The 22,547-nt window shown below is 64.3% G+C and carries 24 protein-coding genes and 1 tRNA gene; 11 read left to right on the top strand and 14 right to left on the bottom strand.

The window, feature by feature from the left end:
- Positions 1-172: 172 nt before the first annotated feature.
- Positions 173-1,558 carry an MFS transporter gene (locus IVB47_RS09070; protein ID WP_247405313.1) on the bottom strand — a complete coding sequence of 462 codons (1,386 nt, stop codon included), beginning with the start codon at positions 1,556-1,558 and terminating at the stop codon, positions 173-175.
- A 99-nt stretch (positions 1,559-1,657) separates the two neighbouring features.
- Here IVB47_RS09070 and ggt point away from each other — a divergent pair, with 99 nt between their 5' ends.
- Positions 1,658-3,409: a gamma-glutamyltransferase gene (gene ggt / locus IVB47_RS09075; RefSeq protein WP_247461129.1), complete on the top strand. Its 1,752-nt coding sequence runs from the start codon at positions 1,658-1,660 to the stop codon at positions 3,407-3,409.
- A gap of 106 nt (positions 3,410-3,515) precedes the next feature.
- Positions 3,516-4,811 carry an MFS transporter gene (locus tag IVB47_RS09080; protein ID WP_247461131.1) on the top strand — a complete coding sequence of 432 codons (1,296 nt, stop codon included), beginning with the start codon at positions 3,516-3,518 and terminating at the stop codon, positions 4,809-4,811.
- A gap of 9 nt (positions 4,812-4,820) precedes the next feature.
- Here the strand turns inward: IVB47_RS09080 and IVB47_RS09085 are convergent, their stop codons facing one another.
- Positions 4,821-5,486, bottom strand: coding sequence for a glutathione S-transferase (locus IVB47_RS09085; protein WP_247461133.1), 666 nt, complete (start codon positions 5,484-5,486; stop codon positions 4,821-4,823).
- Positions 5,487-5,636: 150 nt separating this feature from the next.
- On the opposite strand from IVB47_RS09085, the gene IVB47_RS09090 reads away from it, so the two are divergent.
- The 4 genes from IVB47_RS09090 (at position 5,637) to panE (ending at position 9,500) form a co-directional block, all read left to right on the top strand.
- Positions 5,637-6,233, top strand: a complete 597-nt coding sequence (locus tag IVB47_RS09090; RefSeq protein WP_247461134.1) for a DUF2239 family protein — start codon at positions 5,637-5,639, stop codon at positions 6,231-6,233.
- Between the two features lie 89 nt (positions 6,234-6,322).
- Positions 6,323-7,672 carry an MATE family efflux transporter gene (locus IVB47_RS09095; protein ID WP_247461135.1) on the top strand — a complete coding sequence of 450 codons (1,350 nt, stop codon included), beginning with the start codon at positions 6,323-6,325 and terminating at the stop codon, positions 7,670-7,672.
- 86 nt (positions 7,673-7,758) lie between these two features.
- Positions 7,759-8,373 (top strand): 2-hydroxychromene-2-carboxylate isomerase, encoded by a 615-nt coding sequence (locus tag IVB47_RS09100; protein WP_247285460.1) that lies wholly within the window; start codon positions 7,759-7,761, stop codon positions 8,371-8,373.
- Positions 8,374-8,576: 203 nt separating this feature from the next.
- Entirely contained in the window at positions 8,577-9,500 is a 924-nt protein-coding gene (gene panE, locus IVB47_RS09105; protein ID WP_247461137.1) for a 2-dehydropantoate 2-reductase, read from the top strand.
- 12 nt (positions 9,501-9,512) lie between these two features.
- Here panE and IVB47_RS09110 read toward each other — a convergent pair whose 3' ends face one another.
- From IVB47_RS09110 to IVB47_RS09125, 4 genes are all read right to left on the bottom strand, one after another.
- A complete protein-coding gene (locus IVB47_RS09110) occupies positions 9,513-10,106 on the bottom strand; it encodes a c-type cytochrome (RefSeq protein ID WP_211394972.1) in 594 nt (197 codons plus the stop codon).
- A gap of 183 nt (positions 10,107-10,289) precedes the next feature.
- Complete coding sequence (locus IVB47_RS09115) at positions 10,290-11,582, bottom strand: PQQ-dependent sugar dehydrogenase (protein WP_247461140.1); 1,293 nt, start codon at positions 11,580-11,582, stop codon at positions 10,290-10,292.
- Between the two features lie 378 nt (positions 11,583-11,960).
- The gene (locus IVB47_RS09120) at positions 11,961-12,947 is read right to left on the bottom strand and encodes an NAD(P)-dependent oxidoreductase (protein ID WP_247461142.1); all 987 of its coding nucleotides are present in this window, start codon (positions 12,945-12,947) and stop codon (positions 11,961-11,963) included.
- A 76-nt stretch (positions 12,948-13,023) separates the two neighbouring features.
- A tRNA-Gly gene (locus tag IVB47_RS09125) sits at positions 13,024-13,098 on the bottom strand.
- Positions 13,099-13,373: 275 nt separating this feature from the next.
- Here IVB47_RS09125 and trxA point away from each other — a divergent pair.
- Together trxA and IVB47_RS09135 are read left to right on the top strand one after the other, a co-directional pair.
- A complete protein-coding gene (gene trxA / locus IVB47_RS09130; protein ID WP_247461144.1) occupies positions 13,374-14,297 on the top strand; it encodes a thioredoxin in 924 nt (307 codons plus the stop codon).
- Between the two features lie 68 nt (positions 14,298-14,365).
- Positions 14,366-15,043: an LON peptidase substrate-binding domain-containing protein gene (locus IVB47_RS09135; RefSeq protein WP_027514858.1), complete on the top strand. Its 678-nt coding sequence runs from the start codon at positions 14,366-14,368 to the stop codon at positions 15,041-15,043.
- Positions 15,044-15,062: 19 nt separating this feature from the next.
- On the opposite strand, the gene IVB47_RS09140 is transcribed toward IVB47_RS09135, so the two are convergent.
- The 6 genes from IVB47_RS09140 to IVB47_RS09165 all read right to left on the bottom strand — a co-directional run bounded on the left by IVB47_RS09140 (position 15,063) and on the right by IVB47_RS09165 (position 18,614).
- Positions 15,063-15,656, bottom strand: coding sequence for a cytochrome b/b6 domain-containing protein (locus IVB47_RS09140; protein ID WP_247285007.1), 594 nt, complete (start codon positions 15,654-15,656; stop codon positions 15,063-15,065).
- Positions 15,657-15,719: 63 nt separating this feature from the next.
- Positions 15,720-15,998, bottom strand: coding sequence for a PepSY domain-containing protein (locus IVB47_RS09145; protein WP_247461146.1), 279 nt, complete (start codon positions 15,996-15,998; stop codon positions 15,720-15,722).
- Positions 15,999-16,175: 177 nt separating this feature from the next.
- Complete coding sequence (locus tag IVB47_RS09150) at positions 16,176-16,973, bottom strand: NAD(P)H-binding protein (RefSeq protein WP_247461148.1); 798 nt, start codon at positions 16,971-16,973, stop codon at positions 16,176-16,178.
- 3 nt (positions 16,974-16,976) lie between these two features.
- Entirely contained in the window at positions 16,977-17,423 is a 447-nt protein-coding gene (locus tag IVB47_RS09155; protein ID WP_247461150.1) for a PaaI family thioesterase, read from the bottom strand.
- Positions 17,420-18,223, bottom strand: a complete 804-nt coding sequence (locus IVB47_RS09160) for a crotonase/enoyl-CoA hydratase family protein (protein WP_247461153.1) — start codon at positions 18,221-18,223, stop codon at positions 17,420-17,422. Before IVB47_RS09160 ends, IVB47_RS09155 begins: the two co-directional genes overlap by 4 nt.
- A gap of 40 nt (positions 18,224-18,263) precedes the next feature.
- Positions 18,264-18,614 (bottom strand): hypothetical protein, encoded by a 351-nt coding sequence (locus tag IVB47_RS09165; RefSeq protein WP_027566276.1) that lies wholly within the window; start codon positions 18,612-18,614, stop codon positions 18,264-18,266.
- Between the two features lie 107 nt (positions 18,615-18,721).
- On the opposite strand from IVB47_RS09165, the gene IVB47_RS09170 reads away from it, so the two are divergent.
- Both IVB47_RS09170 and IVB47_RS09175 read left to right on the top strand, forming a co-directional pair.
- Positions 18,722-19,252: a TetR/AcrR family transcriptional regulator gene (locus IVB47_RS09170; protein WP_247429700.1), complete on the top strand. Its 531-nt coding sequence runs from the start codon at positions 18,722-18,724 to the stop codon at positions 19,250-19,252.
- Between the two features lie 61 nt (positions 19,253-19,313).
- Positions 19,314-19,511, top strand: a complete 198-nt coding sequence (locus tag IVB47_RS09175) for a Trm112 family protein (RefSeq protein ID WP_027514851.1) — start codon at positions 19,314-19,316, stop codon at positions 19,509-19,511.
- Positions 19,512-19,580: 69 nt separating this feature from the next.
- Here the strand turns inward: IVB47_RS09175 and IVB47_RS09180 are convergent, their stop codons facing one another.
- Entirely contained in the window at positions 19,581-20,801 is a 1,221-nt protein-coding gene (locus tag IVB47_RS09180; protein ID WP_027566274.1) for a ubiquinone biosynthesis hydroxylase, read from the bottom strand.
- A gap of 150 nt (positions 20,802-20,951) precedes the next feature.
- Here IVB47_RS09180 and tesB point away from each other — a divergent pair, with 150 nt between their 5' ends.
- The gene (gene tesB, locus IVB47_RS09185; protein ID WP_247461155.1) at positions 20,952-21,815 is read left to right on the top strand and encodes an acyl-CoA thioesterase II; all 864 of its coding nucleotides are present in this window, start codon (positions 20,952-20,954) and stop codon (positions 21,813-21,815) included.
- A gap of 40 nt (positions 21,816-21,855) precedes the next feature.
- On the opposite strand, the gene IVB47_RS09190 is transcribed toward tesB, so the two are convergent.
- The coding region (locus tag IVB47_RS09190) for a hypothetical protein (protein ID WP_247461157.1) at positions 21,856-22,547 on the bottom strand (692 nt) is incomplete at its 5' end.

Consider the following 22,547-nt stretch of genomic DNA (forward strand, 5'->3'; position numbering starts at 1 on the left):
TTGGCGTACGGGCGATTCCGTCGAATTCGTCATTGCGAGCGCAGCGAAGCAATCCAGCTATTTCCGCGGCACGGATTCTGGATTGCCTTGCCGCGGAGGGCGGTCTGGATTGCTTCGTCGCAAAAGCTCCTTTCGCTCCTCGCAATGACGGGAATGAATCGCGGTAGCGTGGCTACTCCCGCACCCGCATCAACAGCGCCAGCCCCGCGACGAAGAACACCACCAGCACGGCCATGCCGGCCTTCTGGCTCGCGGTCACCGCGGTGATGACGCCGATGAGAAGCGGGCCGATGAAGGACGTCACTTTCCCCGTCAGTGCGAACAGACCGAAATACTGCGCGATGCGGTCCTTGGGTGCGAGACGGACCAGGAGCGTGCGTGAGGCGGCTTGCAGCGGGCCGCCGGCTGCACCGATCAGGCAGCCCAGCACCAGATAAGCGCGCTCAGCCGCAGCGGCGAACAATGCACCGCCGGGCGCGGGCGGCGCGACCTTGATGAAGAAGATCGAATCCTTGTCGACCAGCAGGATTGCCGCCAGCGCCAGCAGCAGGATCAGCATGCTGCCGGCGATCACGCGCTTCGGCCCGAAGCGATCGTCCAGTTTGCCGCCAAACCACGCGCCGATCGCGCCGGCAATCGCGAGCATGATCCCGAACGTGCCGATCTGGATCGTGTGCCAGCCGAACGTGCCGGCAGCATAGATGCCGCCGAAGGCAAACAGCGACACCAGACCGTCGGTGTAGATCATGTTGGCGAGCAGAAACGCGGCAAGCGACTTCTGCTGCGGCAGCCCCTTGATCGATTGCTTCAGCTCCAACAGGCCTTCGTGCAGCGCCTCGCGCACCGGGCGCTTCGCCGGATAGTCGGGTGTGAACAGGAACATCGGCGTCACGAAAATGATGAACCAAAGCCCGGTCAACGGTCCGGCGGCGCGGTCGCCCTGATGGCTGACCGGATCGAGCCCGAACAGAGGCGTGAGACCGAGCAGCGTGCGGCCGGTCTCGGGATTCGCGGCGAGCAGGCCGAGGACGATGATCAAGCTGACGATGCCGCCGACATAACCCGTCGCCCAGCCGGTGCCGGAGAGCCGCCCGATGCGCTCCGGCGGCACCAACGTCGGCATCATCGCATTGTTGAAGAGAGTGGCGAATTCCGCGCCGACGCTGGCGAGCGCGACCGCGGTGAGCAGCGGCGGAATGATCGAGGGATCGCCGGGCTTGCCGATCCACAATGTGCTGGATGCCAGCACCAGCACTGCGCCGAATCCGGCGATCCATGGCTTCCTGCGGCCCGAAGCATCGGCGATAGCCCCCAGCACCGGCGACATCAGCGCTATCGCGAGGCCCGCGGCAGCCATCGCAAAGCCCCACAGCGATTGCCCGGTGGCGGGATTCGGCGCAATGCCGGTGGCGAAATAGGGCGCGAACACGAAGGTCGTGATCAGGGTGAAATAAGGCTGCGCGGCCCAGTCGAAGAAGATCCAGCTGACGACGGCGCTGCGCGGCGGATAGGTCCGCTGCGCGCCGGCGATGCGCGCATCCGGGGCGATCGTCGTCACTCCATAATCCTCATCACGAACAGTTTTGCCTCTGTCGGGGCAAACCGTATAGCATTGCAGCGCTGCATGTGAACTGCCGATGGCCATTGCGGAAGTTTGATGATGTCGTCTTTCTCGACACGGCGGACATTTTTCGCCTTCCTTGCCACTCTGGCGTTCGGACTTCCGGCCGCGACCGCGCAGGATGCGCGGCGGGCCTATGTGCCGCCCGCGCTCGACACGGTGCATGCCGTTCCCGCCGAGCACGGCATGGTGGTGGCGCAGGAGAAAATCTCCGCGCAGGTCGGCGCCGACATCCTGCGGCGCGGCGGCAATGCCGTCGACGCTGCGGTCGCGACCGGCTTTGCGATGGCCGTGACCTATCCGCGCGCCGGCAATATCGGCGGTGGCGGCTTCATGGTGATTCATTCCACGGAGCGCAACGAAGACATCACGATCGACTATCGCGAGACCGCGCCGGCCGCGACCACGCCGGAGATCTTCCTCGGCGCCGACGGCAAGCCCGACGCGGCGAAGTCGCGGGATTCCGCGCTCGGCGTCGGCGTGCCCGGCACGGTCGCGGGTCTTGCGCTGGCCCTGGAAAAATATGGCTCGGGCCGGTTCACGCTGGCGCAACTGCTCGAGCCCGCGATCGCGATCGCCCGCGATGGCTTCCTCGTCGGCGACGACATTGCCGACACGCTGCCGGGCTGGCACAAGCGGCTGGTGCGTTGGCCCTCCTCGGCCAGGATCTTCTCGCGGCCCGATGGCACGCCGCTCGGCGAAGGCGACAGGCTGGTGCAGAGCGATCTCGCCGAAACGCTGTCGGCCGTCGCCTCACAGGGCCCGCGCGGTTTCTATGAGGGGCCGGTCGCTGAGAAACTCGCCAAGGCCGTGGCTGACGCGGGCGGCATCATGACGCCGGCCGATTTGAAATCCTATCAGGCGGTCATCCGCGCGCCGGTGCGCGGCACTTATCGCGGCTATGACATTGTGTCGATGCCGTTGCCGTCGTCGGGCGGCGTGGTGCTGGTGGAGACGCTCAATATTCTCGAAGGTTTTCAGCTCGCTGATCTGAAGCAGGGATCGCCGGCCTCGCTGCATCTGCTGATCGAGGCCATGAAGCGCGCTTATGCGGACCGGGCGCGCTATCTCGGCGATCCCGCCTTCGTCAACGCGCCGATCGGGACGCTTACCGCCAAAGACTACGCCGCGAAGCTGCGGGCAACCATCTCCGCCGATCGCGCCACGCCGTCGAAACAGCTCGTTTCCACCGCGACCTCACCGCATGAGGGCAGCAACACCACGCATTTTTCCGTCGTCGACGGCAGCGGCAACGCCGTCAGCAACACCTATACGCTGAACTTCAGCTACGGCGTCGGCCTCGTCGCCGACGGCACCGGCGTGCTGCTCAACAACGAGCTTGACGATTTCACAGCGGCGGTCGGCGCTTCCAATGCCTATGGCCTTGTCGGCTTCGAGGCCAATTTGCCCGGGCCGGGCAAGCGGCCGCTGTCCTCGATGTCGCCGACCATCGTCCTGAAGGACGGCAAGCCGGTTCTGGTGACGGGCTCGCCGGGCGGCAGCCGGATCATCTCGACCGTGCTCCAGGTGATCGTCAACGTCCTCGATTACAAAATGGACGTCGCGGCTGCCGTGGCCGCACCGCGGCTGCATCACCAATGGTTGCCCGACGAGGTCCGGGTCGAGAGCGGCTTTTCCGATCATGTGCTGCTCGAGCTGAAGGCGATGGATCATCTCATCGTCGCGCCGATGGGGCAGACATCGGCGAATTCGATCGCGGTGACCGCCAATGGTCCGCTCGGCGCGCCTGATCCGCGTAGCCGAGGTGCGGAAGCAGCGGGGCAGTAACTCTGTCCTTGCATGGCGCGAAGGCTGGCCGGCTTGCGCGCGCCGCCGCGCGTGCTACCACCGCGAGGCCAAAGACTACGAAAGAAAACACTGTCGGGAAACGCACATGACCACAGTTGATCCGAACCAGCGCATCGAACGCGCCGAGATCGAGGACACCAGCCTTCTTGCCTTCTACCGCGACATGAACGCGCCGGAGCGGCGGACGTTCTGGGCCTGCGCCGCAGGCTGGGCGCTCGACGGCATGGACTTCATGATCTATCCGCTGGTGATCGGCACCATCATCGCGCTGTGGAAGGTCGATGCGGGATCGGCCGGGCTCGCCGGCACCGTGACGCTGCTGGCCTCCGCCATCGGCGGCTGGCTCGGCGGTTATCTCTCCGACCATATCGGCCGGGTCAGAACGCTCCAGATCACCATCATCTGGTTCTCGTTGTTCTCGCTGGTCTGCGCGGTCGTGCAGAATTTCGAACAGCTCCTGATCGCGCGCGCGGTGCTGGGCCTCGGCTTCGGCGGAGAGTGGGCGGCGGGCGCCGTGCTGATGGGTGAAGCGATCCGGCCGCAATATCGCGGGCGTGCGGTCGGCTCGGTGCAGTCGGGCTGGGCCGTCGGCTGGGGCCTCGCAGTGCTGTCGCAGGCGATCCTGTTCTCGGCTTTGCCGGCGGAGACAGCGTGGCGCTGGATGTTCGTGATCGGCGCGCTGCCGGCGCTGCTGGTGTTCTACATCCGCCGCTCCGTGACCGAGCCGGAGATCGCGGCTGAAGCCCGCGCCAAGCAGGCCGCGAGCGGCAATCGTCCGGCGCTCTGGGAAATTTTCTCGGGCCCGATCCTGAAGACCACGATCCTGGCGTCGCTGATGGCGACGGGCTGCCAGGGCGGCTACTACGCCGTCACCTTCTGGGTGCCGCAGTTTTTGACCAAGGAGCGGCATCTGTCGATCGTCGGCTCGACCGGCTATCTGTCGACGCTGATCATCGGCTCCTTCATCGGCTATCTCACCGGCGCCTGGCTCGCCGACCGGATCGGACGGCGCAATCTGTTCCTGACCTTCTCGATCGGCGCGATGGCGGTTGTGCTGCTTTACACGCAGCTGCCGCTCACCAACGAGGTCCTGTGGGTGCTCGGCTTCCCGCTCGGCTTTTTCGCCTCGGGCTATTTCTCCGGCGTCGGTGCGTTCCTGACCGAGCTTTATCCAACGCGACTGCGCGGCTCTGGCCAGGGGTTCTGCTACAATTTCGGCCGCGGCATCGGCGCGCTGTTTCCGTTCCTGGTCGGAGCGCTATCGGCGACGACGTCGCTTGCGAATGCGATCGCGATGTTCGCGGTGGTGGCTTACGCGCTGTTCTTCATCGCCGCCTTCGCGCTGCCGGAGACGCGCGGGCGCGTGCTGCACGCGGACTGATGCAGGCAGCTATCGTCCGACCTGATACGGCCCGCCCTTTTCGAGGGCGCGGCTGTACGCTGGCCGCGCGTGAATGCGCTCCAGGAACGCCATCGCCTTGGGATGGCCGAGTTCGAGCCCGCCGCGCGCCTGGGCTGCTTCGAGCGGAAAGCTCATCTGGATGTCGGCGGCAGTGAACTCGTTGCCGGCGAACCACTCGCTCTTCTCAAGCTCGCCTTCCCAATAGTCCATGTGCTGCTTGAGCTGCGGATTGACCAATGCGGTGAGCGCCTGGTTCGAAACCTTGCGCACCAGCGGGCGGAGCAACGCCGGCGCACGCTTCGGCATCAGGGTGAACAGCAGCTTGAGCAGCAGCGGCTGCATCGCAGAGCCCTCCGCATAGTGCAGCCAATAGGTGAAACGCAGCCGCTCCGGCGTGTTCGGCGGCGGGACCAGCCGACCGTTGCCGTAGGTGGCGATGAGATATTCGATGATCGCGCCTGACTCGGCGATAGTGTTGCCGTTGTCGGTGATGACGGGCGACTTGCCGAGCGGATGGATGGCGCGGAGCTCCTTCGGCGCGCGCATGTCAGGCTGGCGCTCGTAGCGCACGATCTCGTAGGGCACGCCCAACTCCTCGAGCAGCCACAGCACGCGCTGCGAGCGGGAATTGTTGAGGTGGTGAACGGTCAGCATCGCGTGGTCCCCGGGGCTAGGCATGGTCGATCGGCCGCGCGTTCGTGCCAGCCCGGGAACACAATGTCGAGCCATCCGGTCAGATATTTTTATCCGGGTATATTGACCTTTGTAATACACCCGGGTATTAAAATCGCCACCGTGACGAATATGGCAATGATTCCAATGCAGAAGACTTTCACCGCTTTCCAGGGGCATCGCCGTCTGGTCTCCGGGCCGGCCGGAGAGGTCGCGCTGGTCATCAAGCGGATGGCGGAGCGGCCTGACGACCCCATCGTCATCTTCGAGGACGCCACGGGCCGATCGATCGACTTCGATCTGCGCGGCGGGGACCGCGAGGTATTGGCGCGGCTGGCGAAGCTTGTGCCGCCCCCGGTCGAGGAGACCGCATCGCCGAGCGAGCCACGCGGTCGCGGCCGGCCGAGGCTCGGCGTGGTCGCGCGCGAGGTGACGCTGCTGCCGCGGCACTGGGAGTGGCTCAGCGCGCAGCCAGGCGGCGCTTCGGTCGCGCTGCGGAAACTTGTCGAAGAGGCGCGGCGCGCCAGCGGCGACAAGGACCGCGAGCGGCAGGCGCGCGATGCGGCCTATCACTTCATGTCGACCATGGCCGGCAATCTGCCGCAGTTCGAGGAAGCATCGCGCGCGTTGTTTGCGGATGACCGGCGGCGTTTCACCGGACTGATCGCAGATTGGCCCGCCGACATCCGCGACCACATCGTCAAGCTCGCCTATAGTGATCGCGCTTAGGCGCGCGCCTTCTCCCAACCCCACCGACGGCCAAGCCACGCGCACTTCGCGTGGCGACGGTTTCGCACGCCCTGATGAAAGGCTAAACCATGTCCGCCGCCAAGCCGCTCTGGAAAAGTTTTCTGCGGTTCCTCGCACCGTTGATGCTGAGCAACGCGCTGCAATCGCTGTTCGGCACCGTCAGCAACGTCTATCTCGGCCAGATGATCGGGATCGACGCGCTCGCATCGGTCTCGGTGTTCTTTCCGGTGATGTTCTTCCTGTTCGCCTTCGTCATGGGGCTGAGCACCGGCGCCACGGTGCTGATCGGCCAGGCCTATGGTGCTGGCGAGCAGGGCCGGATCAAGCTCATCGTGGGCACGACGCTCGCGATCGGCCTGCTGCTCTCGATTGCAATTGCACTGATCGGCGGGATCTTCAGCCGCCAATTGATGACGATGCTCGCAACGCCTCCGGACATTCTCGACCAGGCCAGCGCCTATGCCCGCGTCATGCTGCTCACCATGCCGCTCGGCTTCGTCTTCTTGCTGACGACGGCGATGATCCGCGGCGTCGGCGACGCGCTGACGCCGCTGCTGGCGCTGGCCTTGTCGACTGCGATCGGCTTGATCCTGACGCCGATTCTGATCCGCGGGTCGTTCGGATTGCCGGCGGCCGGCATCACCAGCCCGGCCTGGGCCGCGGCGATCGCCAACGTTCTGACGCTGATCGCGCTGGCGGCCTATCTGCTGCGAAGAAAACATGCGTTGGCACCGGACGCTGCACTGCTGCGCCATCTGCGGCTCAATCGTGTGGTGCTGGGACAGATCCTCGGCATTGGACTGCCGAGCGCGATCGGTATGGTGGTGATGGCGATCGCCGAGCTGGTGCTGCTCGGCCTCGTCAACGGCTTCGGCTCGAACGCAACCGCAGCCTATGGCGCGGTCAACCAGGTGATGGGCTACACGCAGTTCACGGCGATGTCGATTTCAATCGCGGTCTCGATACTCGGTGCCCAAGCGGTCGGCCGCGGCGACAGAGCGGGGCTCGACGGCATCGTGCGCACCGGACTGGCGTTCAACATCGTCCTGACGGGCGGGCTGGTGGCGCTGATCTATCTCGCGCCGCGCGCCGTGCTGGGCATCTTCATCACTGACGACACCGTGCTCGATCTGGCGAAGGGCTTGCTCAACATCGCGCTGTGGAGCTCGGTGCCGTTCGGCCTGGCGACGGTGTTTTCCGGCGCGATGCGCGCTGCCGGCGTGGCACTGACGCCAATGCTGCTCGCGATCTTCGCCATCGGAGCAATCGAACTACCGTCCGCGGTGATCCTGAGCCGCACGATCGGCCTTGAGGGTGTGTGGGCCGCCTATCCGATCGTATTCTGCGCCATGCTCCTGTTGCAGATGGGCTATTACCTTCTGGTGTGGCGCAAGCGGACGATCCGGCGTCTGTCCTGACGAACATCAAGAGATTATGACCGTCATTAAAAGGTGGACCCACGGGCCGCGCTACGCCACAATGCGAAAAAGCGATGTCAGGGAGAATGATTTTGACCCGCACAGCCCCGCAATTCCTGTTCGATTTCGGCAGTCCGAACGCCTATCTCAGTCATCTCGCAATTCCGGCGATCGAGCAGCGCATCGGCGTCAAGTTCGAGTACGTGCCGATCCTGCTCGGCGGCATCTTCAAGTCGACCAACAACAAGTCGCCGGCCGAGACGCTCGCCGGCGTCAAGAACAAGCGGGAATTCCAGGCGGTCGAGACCGAACGCTTCGTCAAGCGCTTCAAGGTGCAGCCCTATGTCTGGAATCCGTTCTTCCCGGTCAACACGCTGAACCTGATGCGCGCGGCAATCGCGGCGCAGCTCGAAGGCGTGTTCGAGACCTATGTCGAGGCCGCCTTCCACCACATGTGGCGCGAGCCGAAGAAGATGGACGATCCGGAAATCGCGGCGAAGGCGCTGGCGTCCTCCGGCCTCGACGCGCAAAAGCTGTTCACCCGCGCCGGGGAACCCGAGGTGAAGGGCAGACTGATCAAGAACACCGAGGAGGCCGTCGCGCGCGGCGCGTTCGGCTCGCCGACCTTCTTCGTCGGCGACGAGATGTTCTTCGGCAAGGAGCAGTTGCGCGAGGTCGAGGAGATGGTGTCGGGGAAGTGATTTTCGTATGATGGACAGATCGAGCCATCATCTCCGATGTCGTCCTGGCGAAAGCCAGGACCCATTAACACAGAAGGCTATGGCTGTGACGTGCTGGGCCTCCAACTTGCCCGACAATACACAGTCGGGGTAATGGGTTCTGGCTTGCGCCAGGACGACGGCAAGAAACAACGACGACGGCAAGAAACAATAAGGACGATCCCATGCGTATCCTCGTGGTCGGCGCTGGCGCCATCGGCGGCTATTTTGGTGGCAGGCTGTTGCAGGCCGGCCGCGACGTCACCTTCCTGGTCCGGCAGCGGCGCGCCAGCGAGCTCGCGAGCGCCGGCCTCGTCATCAAGAGCCCGAACGGCGACGTGACCTTGAAAAATCCGCCGACCGTTCAGGCCGACGCGCTCAAGGACAAGTTCGACGTCGTGCTGCTCAGCTGCAAGGCCTTCGACCTCGACGACGCAATCAAGTCGTTCGCGGCAGCAGTCGGGCCGAATACGGCGATCATCCCGATGCTCAACGGCATGAAGCATCTCGACATCCTCGACGACAAGTTCGGCAAGGAGCGCGTGCTCGGTGGCCTCTGCGCCATCGCCGCAACGCTCGACGAGAAGCGCGAGGTGGTGCAGCTCCAGCCGATGCAGTCGATCAATTACGGCGAGCGCGATGGCAAGCTGTCGGATCGGGTCAAGGCGATCGACGAGGCCTTCAAGAGCGGCATCAATGGTGCAACGGCCAGCCAGAACATCATGCAGGACATGTGGGAGAAGTGGGTGTTCCTCTCCTCGCTGGCGGCGTCCACCAGCCTGATGCGTACCTCTGTCGGCAACATCCTCGCCGCTCCCGGCGGCAGGGATTTCCTGCTCGGCATGCTGGACGAGACCAGCGCGATCGCCGCCGCGTCTGGCTACACGCCGGGCGGGCCGTTCTTCGAGCGCGTGAAGGGCAACCTCACCACCGAGGGCTCGCCGATGACGGCCTCGATGTTCCGTGACGTCAAGGCCGGCCTGCCGGTCGAAGCCGATCACGTCATCGGCGACCTCATCGCGCGCGCCGACGCCGCCAAGGTGCCAGTCCCGAAGCTGCGCATCGCCTACACGCATTTGAAGGCGTATGAGAAGCAGCGAGCTAGCTAACCGCAGCTTCAGCTATTTGAAATACGCGAGATAGTGCGAGACGGCGGTGATTTCCTCATCACTCATGTGATAGGCGACATCGGCCATCGCAGCGCCTCCACCGCCGACGCGCTGGCTGCTCTTGTAGTCGTGCAGCGCCTTGACGAGGTATTCCTCGCGCTGGCCCGCGAGCCGCGCAACGGCCTTGGTGCCGGCAAAGCTATCCGTATGACATGAGGCGCAGCGGCGGCCGACGGCGACCTGGGCGCCCTTTTTCGACAGGTCCGGATCCTTGTCCTCCGCCGCTGTCGGCGGCGTCAGCGCGGCGAAATAGGCGCCGAGATTGCGGACGTCCTCGTTGGTGATTTCCTCGGCAATGGGCTGCATCTGGTCGTTCTTGCGCGAGCCGGCGCGGAAAAACACCAGCTGCCATTGCAGGAACTGATCGGGTTGGCCGGCGAGCGAAGGAATGTTCTCGGTCTGCGAGATGCCATTCTCACCGTGACAACCGGCGCAGACGGCGGCCTTCTCCTTGATCGCGGCATTGTCCGCGGCGCTTGTCGGGAGAGAACCGAGCGCGAGAAGCGCAACCGCGCTGATTGCGTGCGAGATGAACTGCCGGCGCATGATTGGAATTTCCGATCTGTCGAACGCTCATTCCGGGGCGGCGAAGCGCGTGCCCGGAGTTCGATAACCCCCGTTCGTCACTATGGGTTCCGGACTTCTACGTAAGCAGGAACGACAGCGTGCGAAATTGAAATGAGAAAGGCTGCGGCGCCCCTCGGCACCGCAGCCTTGTGTCGTCTTAGGTTACTTCTTGCTGTAGCTGATGCGGTAGATCGCGCCGGCCCAATCGTCGGCGACGAGGATCGAGCCGTCCTTGGCGAGGATGATATCGTCGGGACGGCCGAGATAGCCCTGGTCGCCCTCGATCCAGCCGGAGGCGAACACCTCCTGCTTGGCGTTCTTGCCGTCGGGACCGACGATCACGCGCATGATGCGGCCGCCCTGGTACTTGTGACGATTCCAGGAGCCGTGCTCGGCGATCAGGATGTTGTTCTTGTACTCGGCCGGGAATTGGTCGCCTGTATAGAACTTCATGCCGAGCGGAGCGACGTGAGCGCCGAGGTTCAGCACGGGCGGCGTGAACTCGGAGCATTTGTGGCCCATCGCGAACTTGGTATCCGGCAGGTCACCCTGGTGGCAGTAGGGATAGCCGAAGTGCTCGCCGATCTTGCTGATCATGTTCAGCTTGTCTGAGGGCAGATCGTCGCTGATCCAGTCGCGGGCGTTCTCGGTGAACCAGAACTTGCCGGTGCGCGGATCGACGTCGCCGCCGACCGAGTTGCGAACGCCGAGCGCGTAGATTTCCGCATTGCCGGTCTTGGGATCGACGCGGCGGATCTGCGACACGCTGGTCGGGGGCACGCCGATGTTGAAGGGTGGTCCGAACGGAATGTAGAACCAGCCTTCCTTGTCGACCGCGATGTACTTCCAGCCATGCGCGGCATAGGACGGCATGTCGTCATAGACGACCTTGCCCTCGCCGGGATTGTCGAGCTTGTTTTCGATGTCGTCGTAGCGGATCAGCTTGTCGACCGCGATGACGTAGAGCGCACCGTCCTTGACGGCCAGACCCGTGGGCATGTTCAGCCCCTTGAGGATGGTCTTGACCTCTTTCTTTCCGTTGTTGTCCTTGATGGCGTAGACGTTGCCGAGGCCGAACGAACCGACGAACAGCGTGCCCTTGTCACCCCAGGCCATCTGCCGCGCGGCCAGCACACCGGAGGCGTAGACCTCCATCCTGAATCCCGGTGGCAGCTTGACCTTCTTGACGATGTTGGCGAGCTCGGAATCGGACGCGCCGGTCGGCGGACCGGACGGCGGCGCCAGGCCCTTCTGCGCCTCGGTCTCGTCGCCGAGGAACCAGTCGTCCGGCGGATGGGTCCAGAACTCCTTGGTGCCGGATTCGTATTTCTTCAGCGGCTTGTTCTTGTCCTGCTGCTGCGCGTGACCGACGCTTGTCCCCGCGAGAAGGGCAACCGCTGCAAGCGCCAGGACGGATTGAAAGCCGGATTGAAAGACGGATCGATGGAATTTCATCGCGTCACTCCCCTAAGGCAGCCGTCAGGGCTGCACATTTATTTTATTTTGCTGTCGAGAGGCGAAGTTCGGACTCTGTCGAGAGGACAGACGCAGAAGGTTAGCACATCTGCGAGCGGTGAGAAGCGCGCCGCGTGCGCCGCGATAGCGCTCAGTAAAAATTGAGACGTAAAGTCAATGATGGCGAATGCCGCGACGACACCGCTCTCGCTGCAGCGCGGAATCAAGATCACGCGCGGCTAATTTGCAGGCAGCAGGAGGTCCGGAACAAAAAAACGCGAAAACAACCCCATGCACAGTAGAAATGCTCTGGCCGCCTTGCTGCCGGTGACGCCGGGTAGACATTTGACGCGTCGAGCGAATTCGCGAAGATGGCGGCTAAGGGGCGACGGGGTAGGGACCATCGTCGAAAATCGTCTCATGATAGCCTTTCGCGCCGACATCGCGCGCGAGCGTGCTGCGAAAATCGCGGTGATCGCGAAGACATTTCAGGACATGCGCGAAGTCGAATTCGGGCCGCCAGCCCAGTTCGCGCCGCGCACGCTCATTGACATAGACGCGGTCGATCGCGGGGAATAGCCGCCAGCCGCGCGCAGCAAAGAGCTCCGCACACTCCGGATAGAGCTCGCGCACGACATCGGCCGCGTCACGTGCCAGCGCCGCGAGTTGGCGTTGCTCGAACGGGCTCGTGGCCGACAGGATGTAGCGGGCAAACCCGATGTCCGGCGCGCGCTCGGCGGCGAGGAGATGGGCGTTCACCGCGTCCGCGATATCCAGCCGGCGATAGAGCAGCTCGTTGGCCTGCGCGTTCTCCGGCGCGTAAGCCGACCGCATCGCCGGATCGTCATCGACTTCCGGGAAGAAGCGCGAGGTCCTCAAGACCACGACGGGCAGGCCGCGCTCGCGACAGAACAGCTCGCAGAGAGTTTCGGCCATCAGCTTGGTCGTGCCGTAGATGTTCTTCGGGATCGGGGGCAGATCCTCGGTGACCCACACCGCGGCTTGGCCCGCGTCGGAGCGGAGCTGCGAGCCGAACGCGCTGGTGGTGCTGGTGAAGACAAAACTGCGCACGCCGGCGGCCATGGCTGCTTCAAGCAGGTTGAGCGTGCCGGTGACGTTGGTGTCGATGAAGGCTTGCTTGCTGTGGGTCGCCACATGCGGCTTGTGCAGCGTCGCGGTGTGGATCACGGCGGTGACACCGTCCATCTGGCCCCGCACGAAATCGGGATCGACGATCGAACCGACGGCGTCGGTGAAGGGCGACGCCTTCAGGTCGATGCCCCGCGCAGGCGAACCGCGCCCGCGGAGCGTGCGGAGAAGGGCCTCGCCAAGATGGCCCGCGCTGCCGGTAACCAGAATCGTCATTCGTGACCCAATACAGCCGCCAGCGGCGTGGAAAACCACGTGCCCGTCCGGTCCGGCTGGATGCTTTGGGAAAAATTGGAGCGGGCGAAGGGGCTCGAACCCTCGACCCCGACCTTGGCAAGGTCGTGCTCTACCACTGAGCTACACCCGCATCCTGTGTCGGTCGCATGACTGCGCCGGCAACGGCTGTCGTATGCCAAAAGCGGGAGGGGAATGCAACAGCTACCGGCGGCATAGATTTGCAATCGGAGGCCGGATATGGACCCGAACGCGGCCAAATGACCCAAAAAGGCCCCGGAACCAGCGAATCGGCCCGCATGGATTGAAATTCGGCCGTCCCGGCCCAATTTAGGGCCAACAGCGAAGCATATGAATTGGCGGCGTGCTAAAGAGCCGCCAATTCCAGACATCAGACGAGGGGATCCCGTGACGATCATCGACCAGGGTAACGGAGCAGCGGGCCCGGCTGCCGCCGATCTGATCAAGGACACGACCACCCAGACCTTCGTGAAGGACGTCATCGAGGAATCGAAGCACCAGCCGGTGCTGATCGACTTCTGGGCGGAGTGGTGCGGCCCCTGCAAGCAGCTCACGCCCTTGCTGGAAAAAGCGGTCAAGGCCGCCAAGGGCAAGGTCAAGCTGGTCAAGATGAACATCGACCAGCATCCGGCGATCCCGGGCCAGATGGGCATCCAGTCGATTCCGGCGGTGATCGCCTTCATCAACGGCCAGCCGGCCGACGGCTTCATGGGCGCGGTCCCGGAGAGCCAGCTCAACGCCTTCATCGAGAAGCTGACCAAGGGCGTGACCGCGCCGGGTGAGCCGAATGTCGCGGAAATCCTCCAGGAGGCCGAGGCCGTGCTCGCCGAGGGCGATGCCGCCGCGGCCGCGCAGATCTACGCGGAAGTGCTGCAGCACGAATCGACCAACATCGCAGCCCTGGCCGGGCTCGCGAAATGCTACGCCGTCTCAGGTGCGATGGAGCAGGCCAAGCAGACGCTCGCCATGGTCCCGGAATCCAAGCGCAACGACCCGGCTGTGAAAGCCGTGCAGACCGCGATCGATCTCGCCGAGCAGGCGGAGCAGCTCGGGCCCGTCGCCGAGCTGGAACAGAAAGTCGCCGCAAACCCGCTCGATCATCAGGCCCGATTCGACCTCGCGATCGCGCTCAACGCCCAAGGCAACCGGGCCGCGGCCACCGAGCAGCTACTCGCGATCGTCAAACGCGACCGCAAATGGAACGACGACGGCGCCCGCAAGCAGCTGGTGCAGTTCTTCGAGGCCTGGGGCGGCACGGACGATGCAACCGTCGAGGGACGCAAGCGCTTGTCGATCATCCTGTTTTCCTGACGATGATTGATCCATCACGGCCGGCGGAGCGTTAAGCGTCGTGACTTGATGCGGACAATGGGGACCAGATGCCGATCAACATCGAATATCGCGGCCCCGCCGACCTTCCGGAGATCCTTCCGGTGTTTCCGTTGCCGGGCGCGCTGCTGCTGCCGCGCGGGCAGATGCCGCTCAACATCTTCGAGCCGCGCTACCTCGCGATGATCGACGATGCCTTCCGCGACGGCCATCGCCTGATCGGCATGATCCAGCCCGACATCGCGCATTCGGCCAAGAACTCCGACAAGCCTTCGCTGTTCAGCGTCGGCTGTGTCGGCCGCATCACCCAACTCGCCGAATCCGGTGACGGCCGCTACATCCTCGAGCTCACGGGTGTCTCGCGCTTCAAAGTGCTCGAGGAGCTCGAAGTGCTCACCGCCTACCGTCAGTGCAAGGTGGATTTCTTTGCCTTCGTCGACGACTTCACGCCGCGCATGGGCGAGGACGAGGTCGATCGCGAGGCACTGCTGACGGTGCTGGCGGATTTTTTGAAGGCCAACAACCTCAAGGTCGACTGGGAGGGCGTCGAGACCGCCCCCAACGAAGCGCTCGTCAACGCGCTGGCGATGATGTCGCCCTATGGCGTGGCCGAGAAGCAAGCGATGCTGGAAGCGCCCGACCTGAAGACCCGCGCCGAAATTTTGATCGCGGTGACCGAGATGGACCTCGCGAAGAAGCGCACCAGTGGCGATCCGCCGCTGCAGTGACAGGTGCCTGCGCGCCTGCTCAGGAATGATGCCGGATGCGCTTGCGTCCGGTGATCATCGCGCTGATCAGGTTCTCCCGCTGAAGACGCCCCATCATCAGCACGCCCAGGACGTGCAGCACGACCAGGACGATAACCGCGTCGGATGAATAGTGGTGGGTGTCCTCAACCCACCAGACGCCGAAAAAGGTCACGGTCACCGACATCGCGCCTGATATCGTCGAGACCGCGAGCGAGACCAGCAGCGCCACCAGCATCAACGTGCCGGCGGGATTGAGCCCGATATAGCGGCCCGTGATGCCGCGGCGCAGATTCCAGAGATAATTCGGCGCGGCCCGAAGCCTGACGCCGACCATGCGGAAGCGCGAATAGCGGCTTCCCCAAAGACCCCAGACCAGACGGAAGGCAACAAGCCCGAGCACCGTATAACCGATGATGCGGTGAAGTCCGTCATAGATGGTCGGCGTGAACCACGCCGCCAGAACGCAAGCCGCGAGCGCCCAGTGCCAGAGCCGCAGCGGCAGGTCCCAGACCGCGACTGTCCGCGAAGCGGTTCGATCCGCGGGGGTCCGGTTGGACTCCCCGCGTGCGTGCGGCACCGTTTCTTCGATCAAGTGAGGACCACCCTCAGGCATGACTTTGCGCAGACCATTTGCGCGCAGACCATCTGGCGCGGTCTACTTCGCAATCGTGTGCTTCAGGCTGAGATCTTCGGGGCTGTAGAACAGCTCGTAAAGCTTGCCTTCCTTGACGCCGTAGACCTCGTAGCACGAGCCTTCGATCTTGGAGCGCCGCACTTCGTAGCCGAGCGCCTTGGCCTTGGCTTCCGCTTCGCTCACCGGCTTCCACGACGCCTTGTCGAGCTTGGTGCAGTCCTTGAAACCGTCGGCCGAGGCGGCCGATCCCATCCCAATCCCGATCGTCAATGCAACGGCAACAACACGAATAACCTTCACGAACGTCTCCTCTTCTGTCGTGGGCGCTACGCCCTGGGGCGAAGCGGGACCGAAGGAAGCAAAGCACATGATGAAGTCAATGCGGTTCGCGGCCGGCTCGCTTTAGAGTTATTCTAACGATCCGAAAAAGATCAGCGCTCTCCGTATGCAGCGCGCATTTGAGACGACACTGCGGCCTTACGTCTCACGGTTTGCGCGCAGCCAATCCGACCAAGAGAGACGTCCTCTCACGCCGCAGCTGACGACAAAACCCATGCCCCGCGCCTTCGCATCCGAAAGGCCGATCGGCAGGATCCTTCGATGCAGTTTCCTCGCATCCTGATATTGGCGGGCGAAGGTAACGAGATCGAGTGCTTCGGGGCCGCCAATCTCCGTGCGCTCGCCGCGCAGCCCGTCGAACGCGCAAGTCACGACATGAGCGGCCACATCGGACGTGTCGACGGGATCGAACGTCGTGGTCGGCACCGGCCAGAGCGGAAGCCAGACGAGGCCCGAGAGGAACCTGTCGAGCAAATAGTAGAACGGCATTGCGCGAACCACGGACCATGACAGGGCCGACGCACGCACCAGCCGCTCGCCGGCCAGCTTGACCCGGGCGTAGGGCAACGTCGCCTCGTCGAGGCCGACGATCGAGACGTGAAGGAAGTGCTGCACCCCGGCCCGCCCGCAGAGCTGCAACAGCCGCTCGGTACCCTCGACGTCCACGGCAGAGGGCGACCTGTAGAAGTCTATCGGGCGAACGCCGCCACGCCGCGCGATCGGCGAATAGGTCGCCGCATTGATGACCGTGTCGACCTCCCTCAACGCCTCTCGCAGTCCCGCGCCTGTCGCGAGGTCTCCGTTCGCCCATTCCACATCCGGCCGCGCGCCCGGCGTTCGCGCAAAAACCCGGACGCGTCGCCTGTCCTGAACGAGACGATCGACGATATCGCGACCGAGATGACCCGTGCCTCCGGTGACCAGCGTGACCGGCATATGTCAGCCCCTGCCAATCTTGCGCGGCGGCTCGCCGGTCGGAATGAGGACGGTCTCGCCCGTTGCTACGAGCGACAGTTCGCCATGCTCATCTGCTGCGAACAGCTCGGCACGGGCGAACGCCTGCCTGCGCCCGGCACGAAGGGTCATTCCCTTGGCGATGAAAAGGCGACCGATGGCCGGTTTGAGGCAGTTCATGGAAAAATGAGACGCGGTGACCGAGCCCGCCAAGGTCGCGGCAGCAAAGCCGCAGGCGGTGTCGAGCAGAGCTGCAATCAGGCCGGCGTGCAGATGCCCGGAATATTGGCTGAAGTCGTCACGCCATGTCATGCGGATGGTCGCTTCGCCGTTGCCGGCCGCAACCACTTCAAAGCCAGCGAGGCGGTTGAACGCCGCGGATGCGTTCACAGCGCCGAGCGTTGGCAGATCAAATCCGAAGCTTTCGCTCACGTCATGCTCCATCGTGGAGTCCGGTTGTCGAGATTGCTCGCCACGGCCTCTAAATGGTTGGCAGATCCGAGCAGGGCTGCCTGCTCGGCGGTCTCCGCCGCAAGCCCCGTCGCCACGTCGGAGGCCGCAGAAAGATTGAGCAGTCGCTTGGCCGCGCGGATCGCATCGGGGCTGCGGCCGGCAATTTCATGCGCCGTTGCCAGCGCGGCCTCGACAGGATCTTCAGCGAGCTGCGTCGCGAAGCCATACGCAAGCGCCTGTTCGGCCGAGAAGACGCGGCCCGTATAGGTCAGCTCGCGAACAACGTCGTCGCGCGCAAGGTGACGCATCAATTGCGTGCCGCACATATCGGGCACGAGGCCCCATTTCGTCTCGATGATTGCGAGTTTCGTTGCGGGTGCGAGATAGCGGAGGTCTGCACCGAGCGCGAGCTGGAAACCGCCGCCGAAGGCGACGCCATGCACCGCTGCGATCACAGGCACCGGCAACTCACGCCAGAGCCAGACCAGGTGCTGGGCATAATTGGCGATGCCATGCGTTCGCCGCGTCAGGTCGATCGACGGAATCAGCGCTTCGCCGTTCGCGGTGGCGACGAGCCGATCGAGGTCGAGGCCCGCGCAGAATGCACGCCCTTCGCCGGACAGGACGACGGCGCGGATGTCGTTGCGCGCACCAAGCTGCGTACCGGTCTCGATGATCGCCGCGAACATCGTCGGGTCTAGCGCATTCATCTTGTCCGGGCGGTTGAGCCGGACATGGGCGACGCCGCTATCGATGGTCAGCTGGACACGATTTTCCATGACACTGCTCCGGTCGGTCCGTGACTTGTCGGCGCGTCGCTCAGTAGCCGGCGACCGCCATGACGACGACGGCGCTGAGCGCCATCCATCCAAAATGCCGGCCGCGGGTGGCCCATGCGTTGGCGAGAGCAGAGAAGCCGAACACACCGGCCATGGTGACGACGATCCAGTGGCGCGCCGACTCCGATTGCATCCAGGGCGCCGCGATCAGGAGCACACCGCCGCCAATCCAGGCGACGGTCGAGGCCTGCCAGACCAGGCGGATCAGGGTGCGGAGCCGTTCCGGCTCGATGCGAGCGCGGGCAAAGACCTTGGTCTCGCCGAGAATGCCATGAACGAGGGCCACGGCAATGGTCACGACCCCGGCGCACTGGAGCAAGAGATCACGCATCGTCAAAGCTCCCTGCAAATCTGGCCCATACAGCTCTGTATGGTGAGATAGGCGCTGGCCTGCCGGCTGTCAATACACTAGTGTATGGTTTGCATCCGGAACCCGACATGACCGAACAGCTGACCGCCGACGACTGGATCAAACAGGGCCTGAAGGCGCTCGCGCGAGACGGCTTCACCGCGCTGAAGGCCGATCCGCTGGCGAAAGCCATGGGGGTCTCGCGCGGCAGCTTCTATTGGCATTTCGCCGATCTCGGCGCGTTCCATGCTGCTCTCTTGAAGCGCTGGCGCCAGATCGCGGCCGAGCAGATCATCGCCGATATCGAGACGGACAGCGACGAGCCGCTGAAAGCGCTGCTGCGCAGGACCTTTGGCGCGCGGCTCGACCTCGAGCGCGCGGTGCGGAACTGGGCGGCCTTCGATGCAGCGGCACAATCGGCGGTGCGTGCCATCGACCGGCGCAGGCTCGACTATATCGAGGAGTTGCTGAGGAAGCGCGGGTTCGAGGCGGCGACGGCGCGAGCCCGCGCCCAAATCCTGTACTGGACGTTTCTCGGCTTCGCCCTGTCGGGCCCGGCATTGCCGGCCGCGCGGCTCGAGGGCCTGCTCGACGAGATCCTGCGGATGGTTTCCGCTTGAGGCGACGCGATGGGCTGCCACGATTTTTTATGCTAGAGGCAACCGACCGCCGGAGACCCCCATGAACGCGCCCACCGAACGCCCCGAAGCCAGCGTCGACCCCAAATTGCTGGAGATTCTGGTCTGCCCGCTGACCAAGGGTCCGCTGGAGTTCGATTCTGCAAAGCAGGAGCTGATCTCGCGCAGCGCCAGGCTCGCCTATCCGATCCGCGACGGCATCCCGATCATGCTGCCGGAAGAGGCCCGCAAGATCGATTGAGAGACTTGTGGCCCGTTGAGAGACTTGTAGCCCGGATGGAGCGCAGCGAAATCCGGGCTACCGACAATTCTACAACGCCTCGCCCTTCAACAACCGCGGTATCTCACCGGTCAGACCCGCGGCCTGGCGGATGAACAGGTTCTTCAGCGGCGGGGCGCGATCGACCAGGCCGAGGCCGATGTCACGCACAGTGCGCAGCAGCGTCGATTGGTTGGAGAACAGGAAGTTCAGCGAGTTGGTGGCAACGCCCATCGCCATGGTGTCGAAGCGGCGCCAGCGCTGGTAGCGCTCGAGCACGTCGGCGGCGCCGAGATCCATGCCGAGCCGCGCGGCATCCACGACGACCTCGGCCAGTGCGGCGACGTCCTTCAGCCCCATATTGAGACCCTGGCCCGCAATGGGATGGATGACGTGGGCGGAATCGCCGACCAGAGCGAGGCGCTGGGCAATGAAGGAGCGTGCGACGAAATAGGACAGCGGAAACGCGCGCGGCTTGTCGAGCGCCTTCACCTCGCCGAGATGCAGGCCGAAGCGCTGCTCGAGCTCGCCGTGAAATTCCTCGTCGCTCAACGCGACGATACGCGCGGCTTCGCTGCGGCGCTCGGTCCATACCAGCGAGGAGCGCTTGCCCGAAAGCGGCAGGATCGCGAACGGCCCCGCCGGCAGAAAATGCTCTTCGGCACGTCCCTCGTGATCGCGCTCATGCCCGACGGTGACGACGATGCCGGATTGATCGTATTCCCAGCCATGGGTGGCGATGCCGGCGCGCTCGCGCAGTTTCGACTTCGCACCGTCGGCCGCGACCAGGAGGCTCGCTGCAATCACGCTGCCGTCGCCGAGCGTCACGTCGATACCTTCGGCCCGCGCGTCGTAAGACGACACGGTGGTCGCGCGGAGATCGATGCCCTCGGCCTCGGCGCGCACCACCAGCGCATCGATCAGGCGCCGGTTCTCGACCATATGCGCGAAGGGCTCGCCCGGCGCGACATCGCCGGCAAAGTTGAGGAACGCCGGGCGGGTGGCGTCTTCCAGCTTGGAATCGGTGACGACCATGTCGAGGATCGGCTGCGCCTCGCCCCTGACGTCGTCCCAGGCGCCGATTGCCTCGAACAGGCGGCGGCAGGCCGCCACGATCGCGGTGGCGCGCGGGTCGCGGCTGGGACGTGTCCCGAGCGCGGGGTCGGCGACGATGACGGGAATCTCGGGGCCGAGCCCCTGGCGCAGCGCCAGGGCTAGCGCCAGGCCCGCAAACGCGCCGCCACCAATGACAATGCTACCCTGTACCGACATACCCAATTCCCGGCTAAGTCTTTCGCGTTTTCTTGGTCTTGCTACCAGACTTGAGGTGGGCGAAACAGTGCGGTGAAACAAGGGCGGAACGCCCCCATTGTGTCATTCCGGAGCAGCGAAGCCGGGGCGGCAAGGCGAAAGCTGAATTCCATGTCCAAGAGCCTGATCGACCTCATCTCGATCCTCGACCTCGAACAGCTCGAGGTGAACCTGTTCCGCGGCAACAGTCCGAAGACCAGCTGGCAACGGGTATTCGGCGGCCAGGTGATCGGGCAGGCGATGGTTGCGGCGTGCCGCACCGTCGAGGGCCGGCTGCCGCATTCGCTGCATTGCTATTTCATCCTGCCGGGCGATCCGCAGATTCCGATCATCTACCAGGTCGAGCGTCTGCGCGACGGCAAGAGCTACTCGACGCGGCGCGTCACCGCGATCCAGCACGGCAACGCGATCTTCTCGATCATGGTGTCGTTCCATGCCGAGGAAGAGAGCGCGTTCGATCACCAGGACAAGATGCCCGACGTGCCGCCGCCGGAAAAGCTGACGGCGGAGGAGGTGGCGAAGCAGCCGATATTCAAGGAGATGCCGGAGTTCATCCGCCGCTACTATGAGTCCGACCGTCCGATCGAGCTGCGCCCGGTCGAGCTCGGCCGTTATTTCGGTGACAGGATCGAGGACGGCCGCATCCATGTCTGGATCAAGACCGCAGCGACGCTGCCGGACGATCCGGCGCTGCACATGTGCGCGCTGGCCTACGCGTCCGACTTCTCGCTGCTCGATGCGATCATGGCGCGCTACGGCCGTACCCTGTTCGACAAGCGCATGATGCCGGCGAGCCTCGACCACGCGATGTGGTTTCACCGCCCGTTCCGCGCCGACGAATGGCTGCTCTACGCACAGGATTCGCCGAGCGCCCGAAGCGGCCGCGGCTTGACCCGTGGTTCGATCTTCAAGCCCGACGGCACGCTGGTGGCTTCCGTCGCGCAGGAAGGCTCGGTGCGCGAGCGGAGAGCCTAGGAGGCATAAGCACGATCGATCGCGCTTATGCCTCTCGCGGTCAGACCCGGAGCGATCCCCGCGGAGCCAGGACGGTCTCCGACGCGAACCAGTTCATGATCCAGCGATACACCCACGGGATCGGGATGATGAAGCCGCACAGGAATGCGGCCACGATGCCCCGCCACAGAATCCCGAGACCGCTGCCGTTGAAGACGATCTCGCGCCGCGTGCCTTCGATGCTGCGGCAGAACCAGCGCATCTGAGCCGCGGCGACCCAGGCCCAGCCGATGATGGTGATGATGGAGATCGCGAACAGCAGGCTCCAGCCGACATAGGCCCAGACCGTGCCGGTGAAGCTCAGGCCGAGCGGCTGCCCGTTGGAGGCGAGGTTCGCGACCATCCATTTGATCAGGAGCCAGTAGAGAGCGATCTGGGCGATGAACAGCAAATTGCTCAGCAAGGGGACACCGATCAACCCGATCACGATCGCCAGAACGATGAAGCCGAAATACCAGGGCACCAGCGCCATCGCATTCCCGGTGAAGCTGAGATTGGGCCGCCCGGGGACCTTCACGCAGGACACGATCCATTTCGTGTACCAGACGAACACCCACGGCACCGGGATGATGAAGCACATGCCGATCAGCATCACGATGCTGCGCCACGTGAACTCGAGGATGCCGAAATCGACCGCCAGCGATCCGCCGCCGCCACCGCCGCCGTAGCCTCCGGAGCCCATCATCGGCGGGC

Origin of the sequence: Bradyrhizobium sp. 62 (assembly GCF_023073035.1) — a bacterium.
Taxonomy (GTDB): domain Bacteria; phylum Pseudomonadota; class Alphaproteobacteria; order Rhizobiales; family Xanthobacteraceae; genus Bradyrhizobium.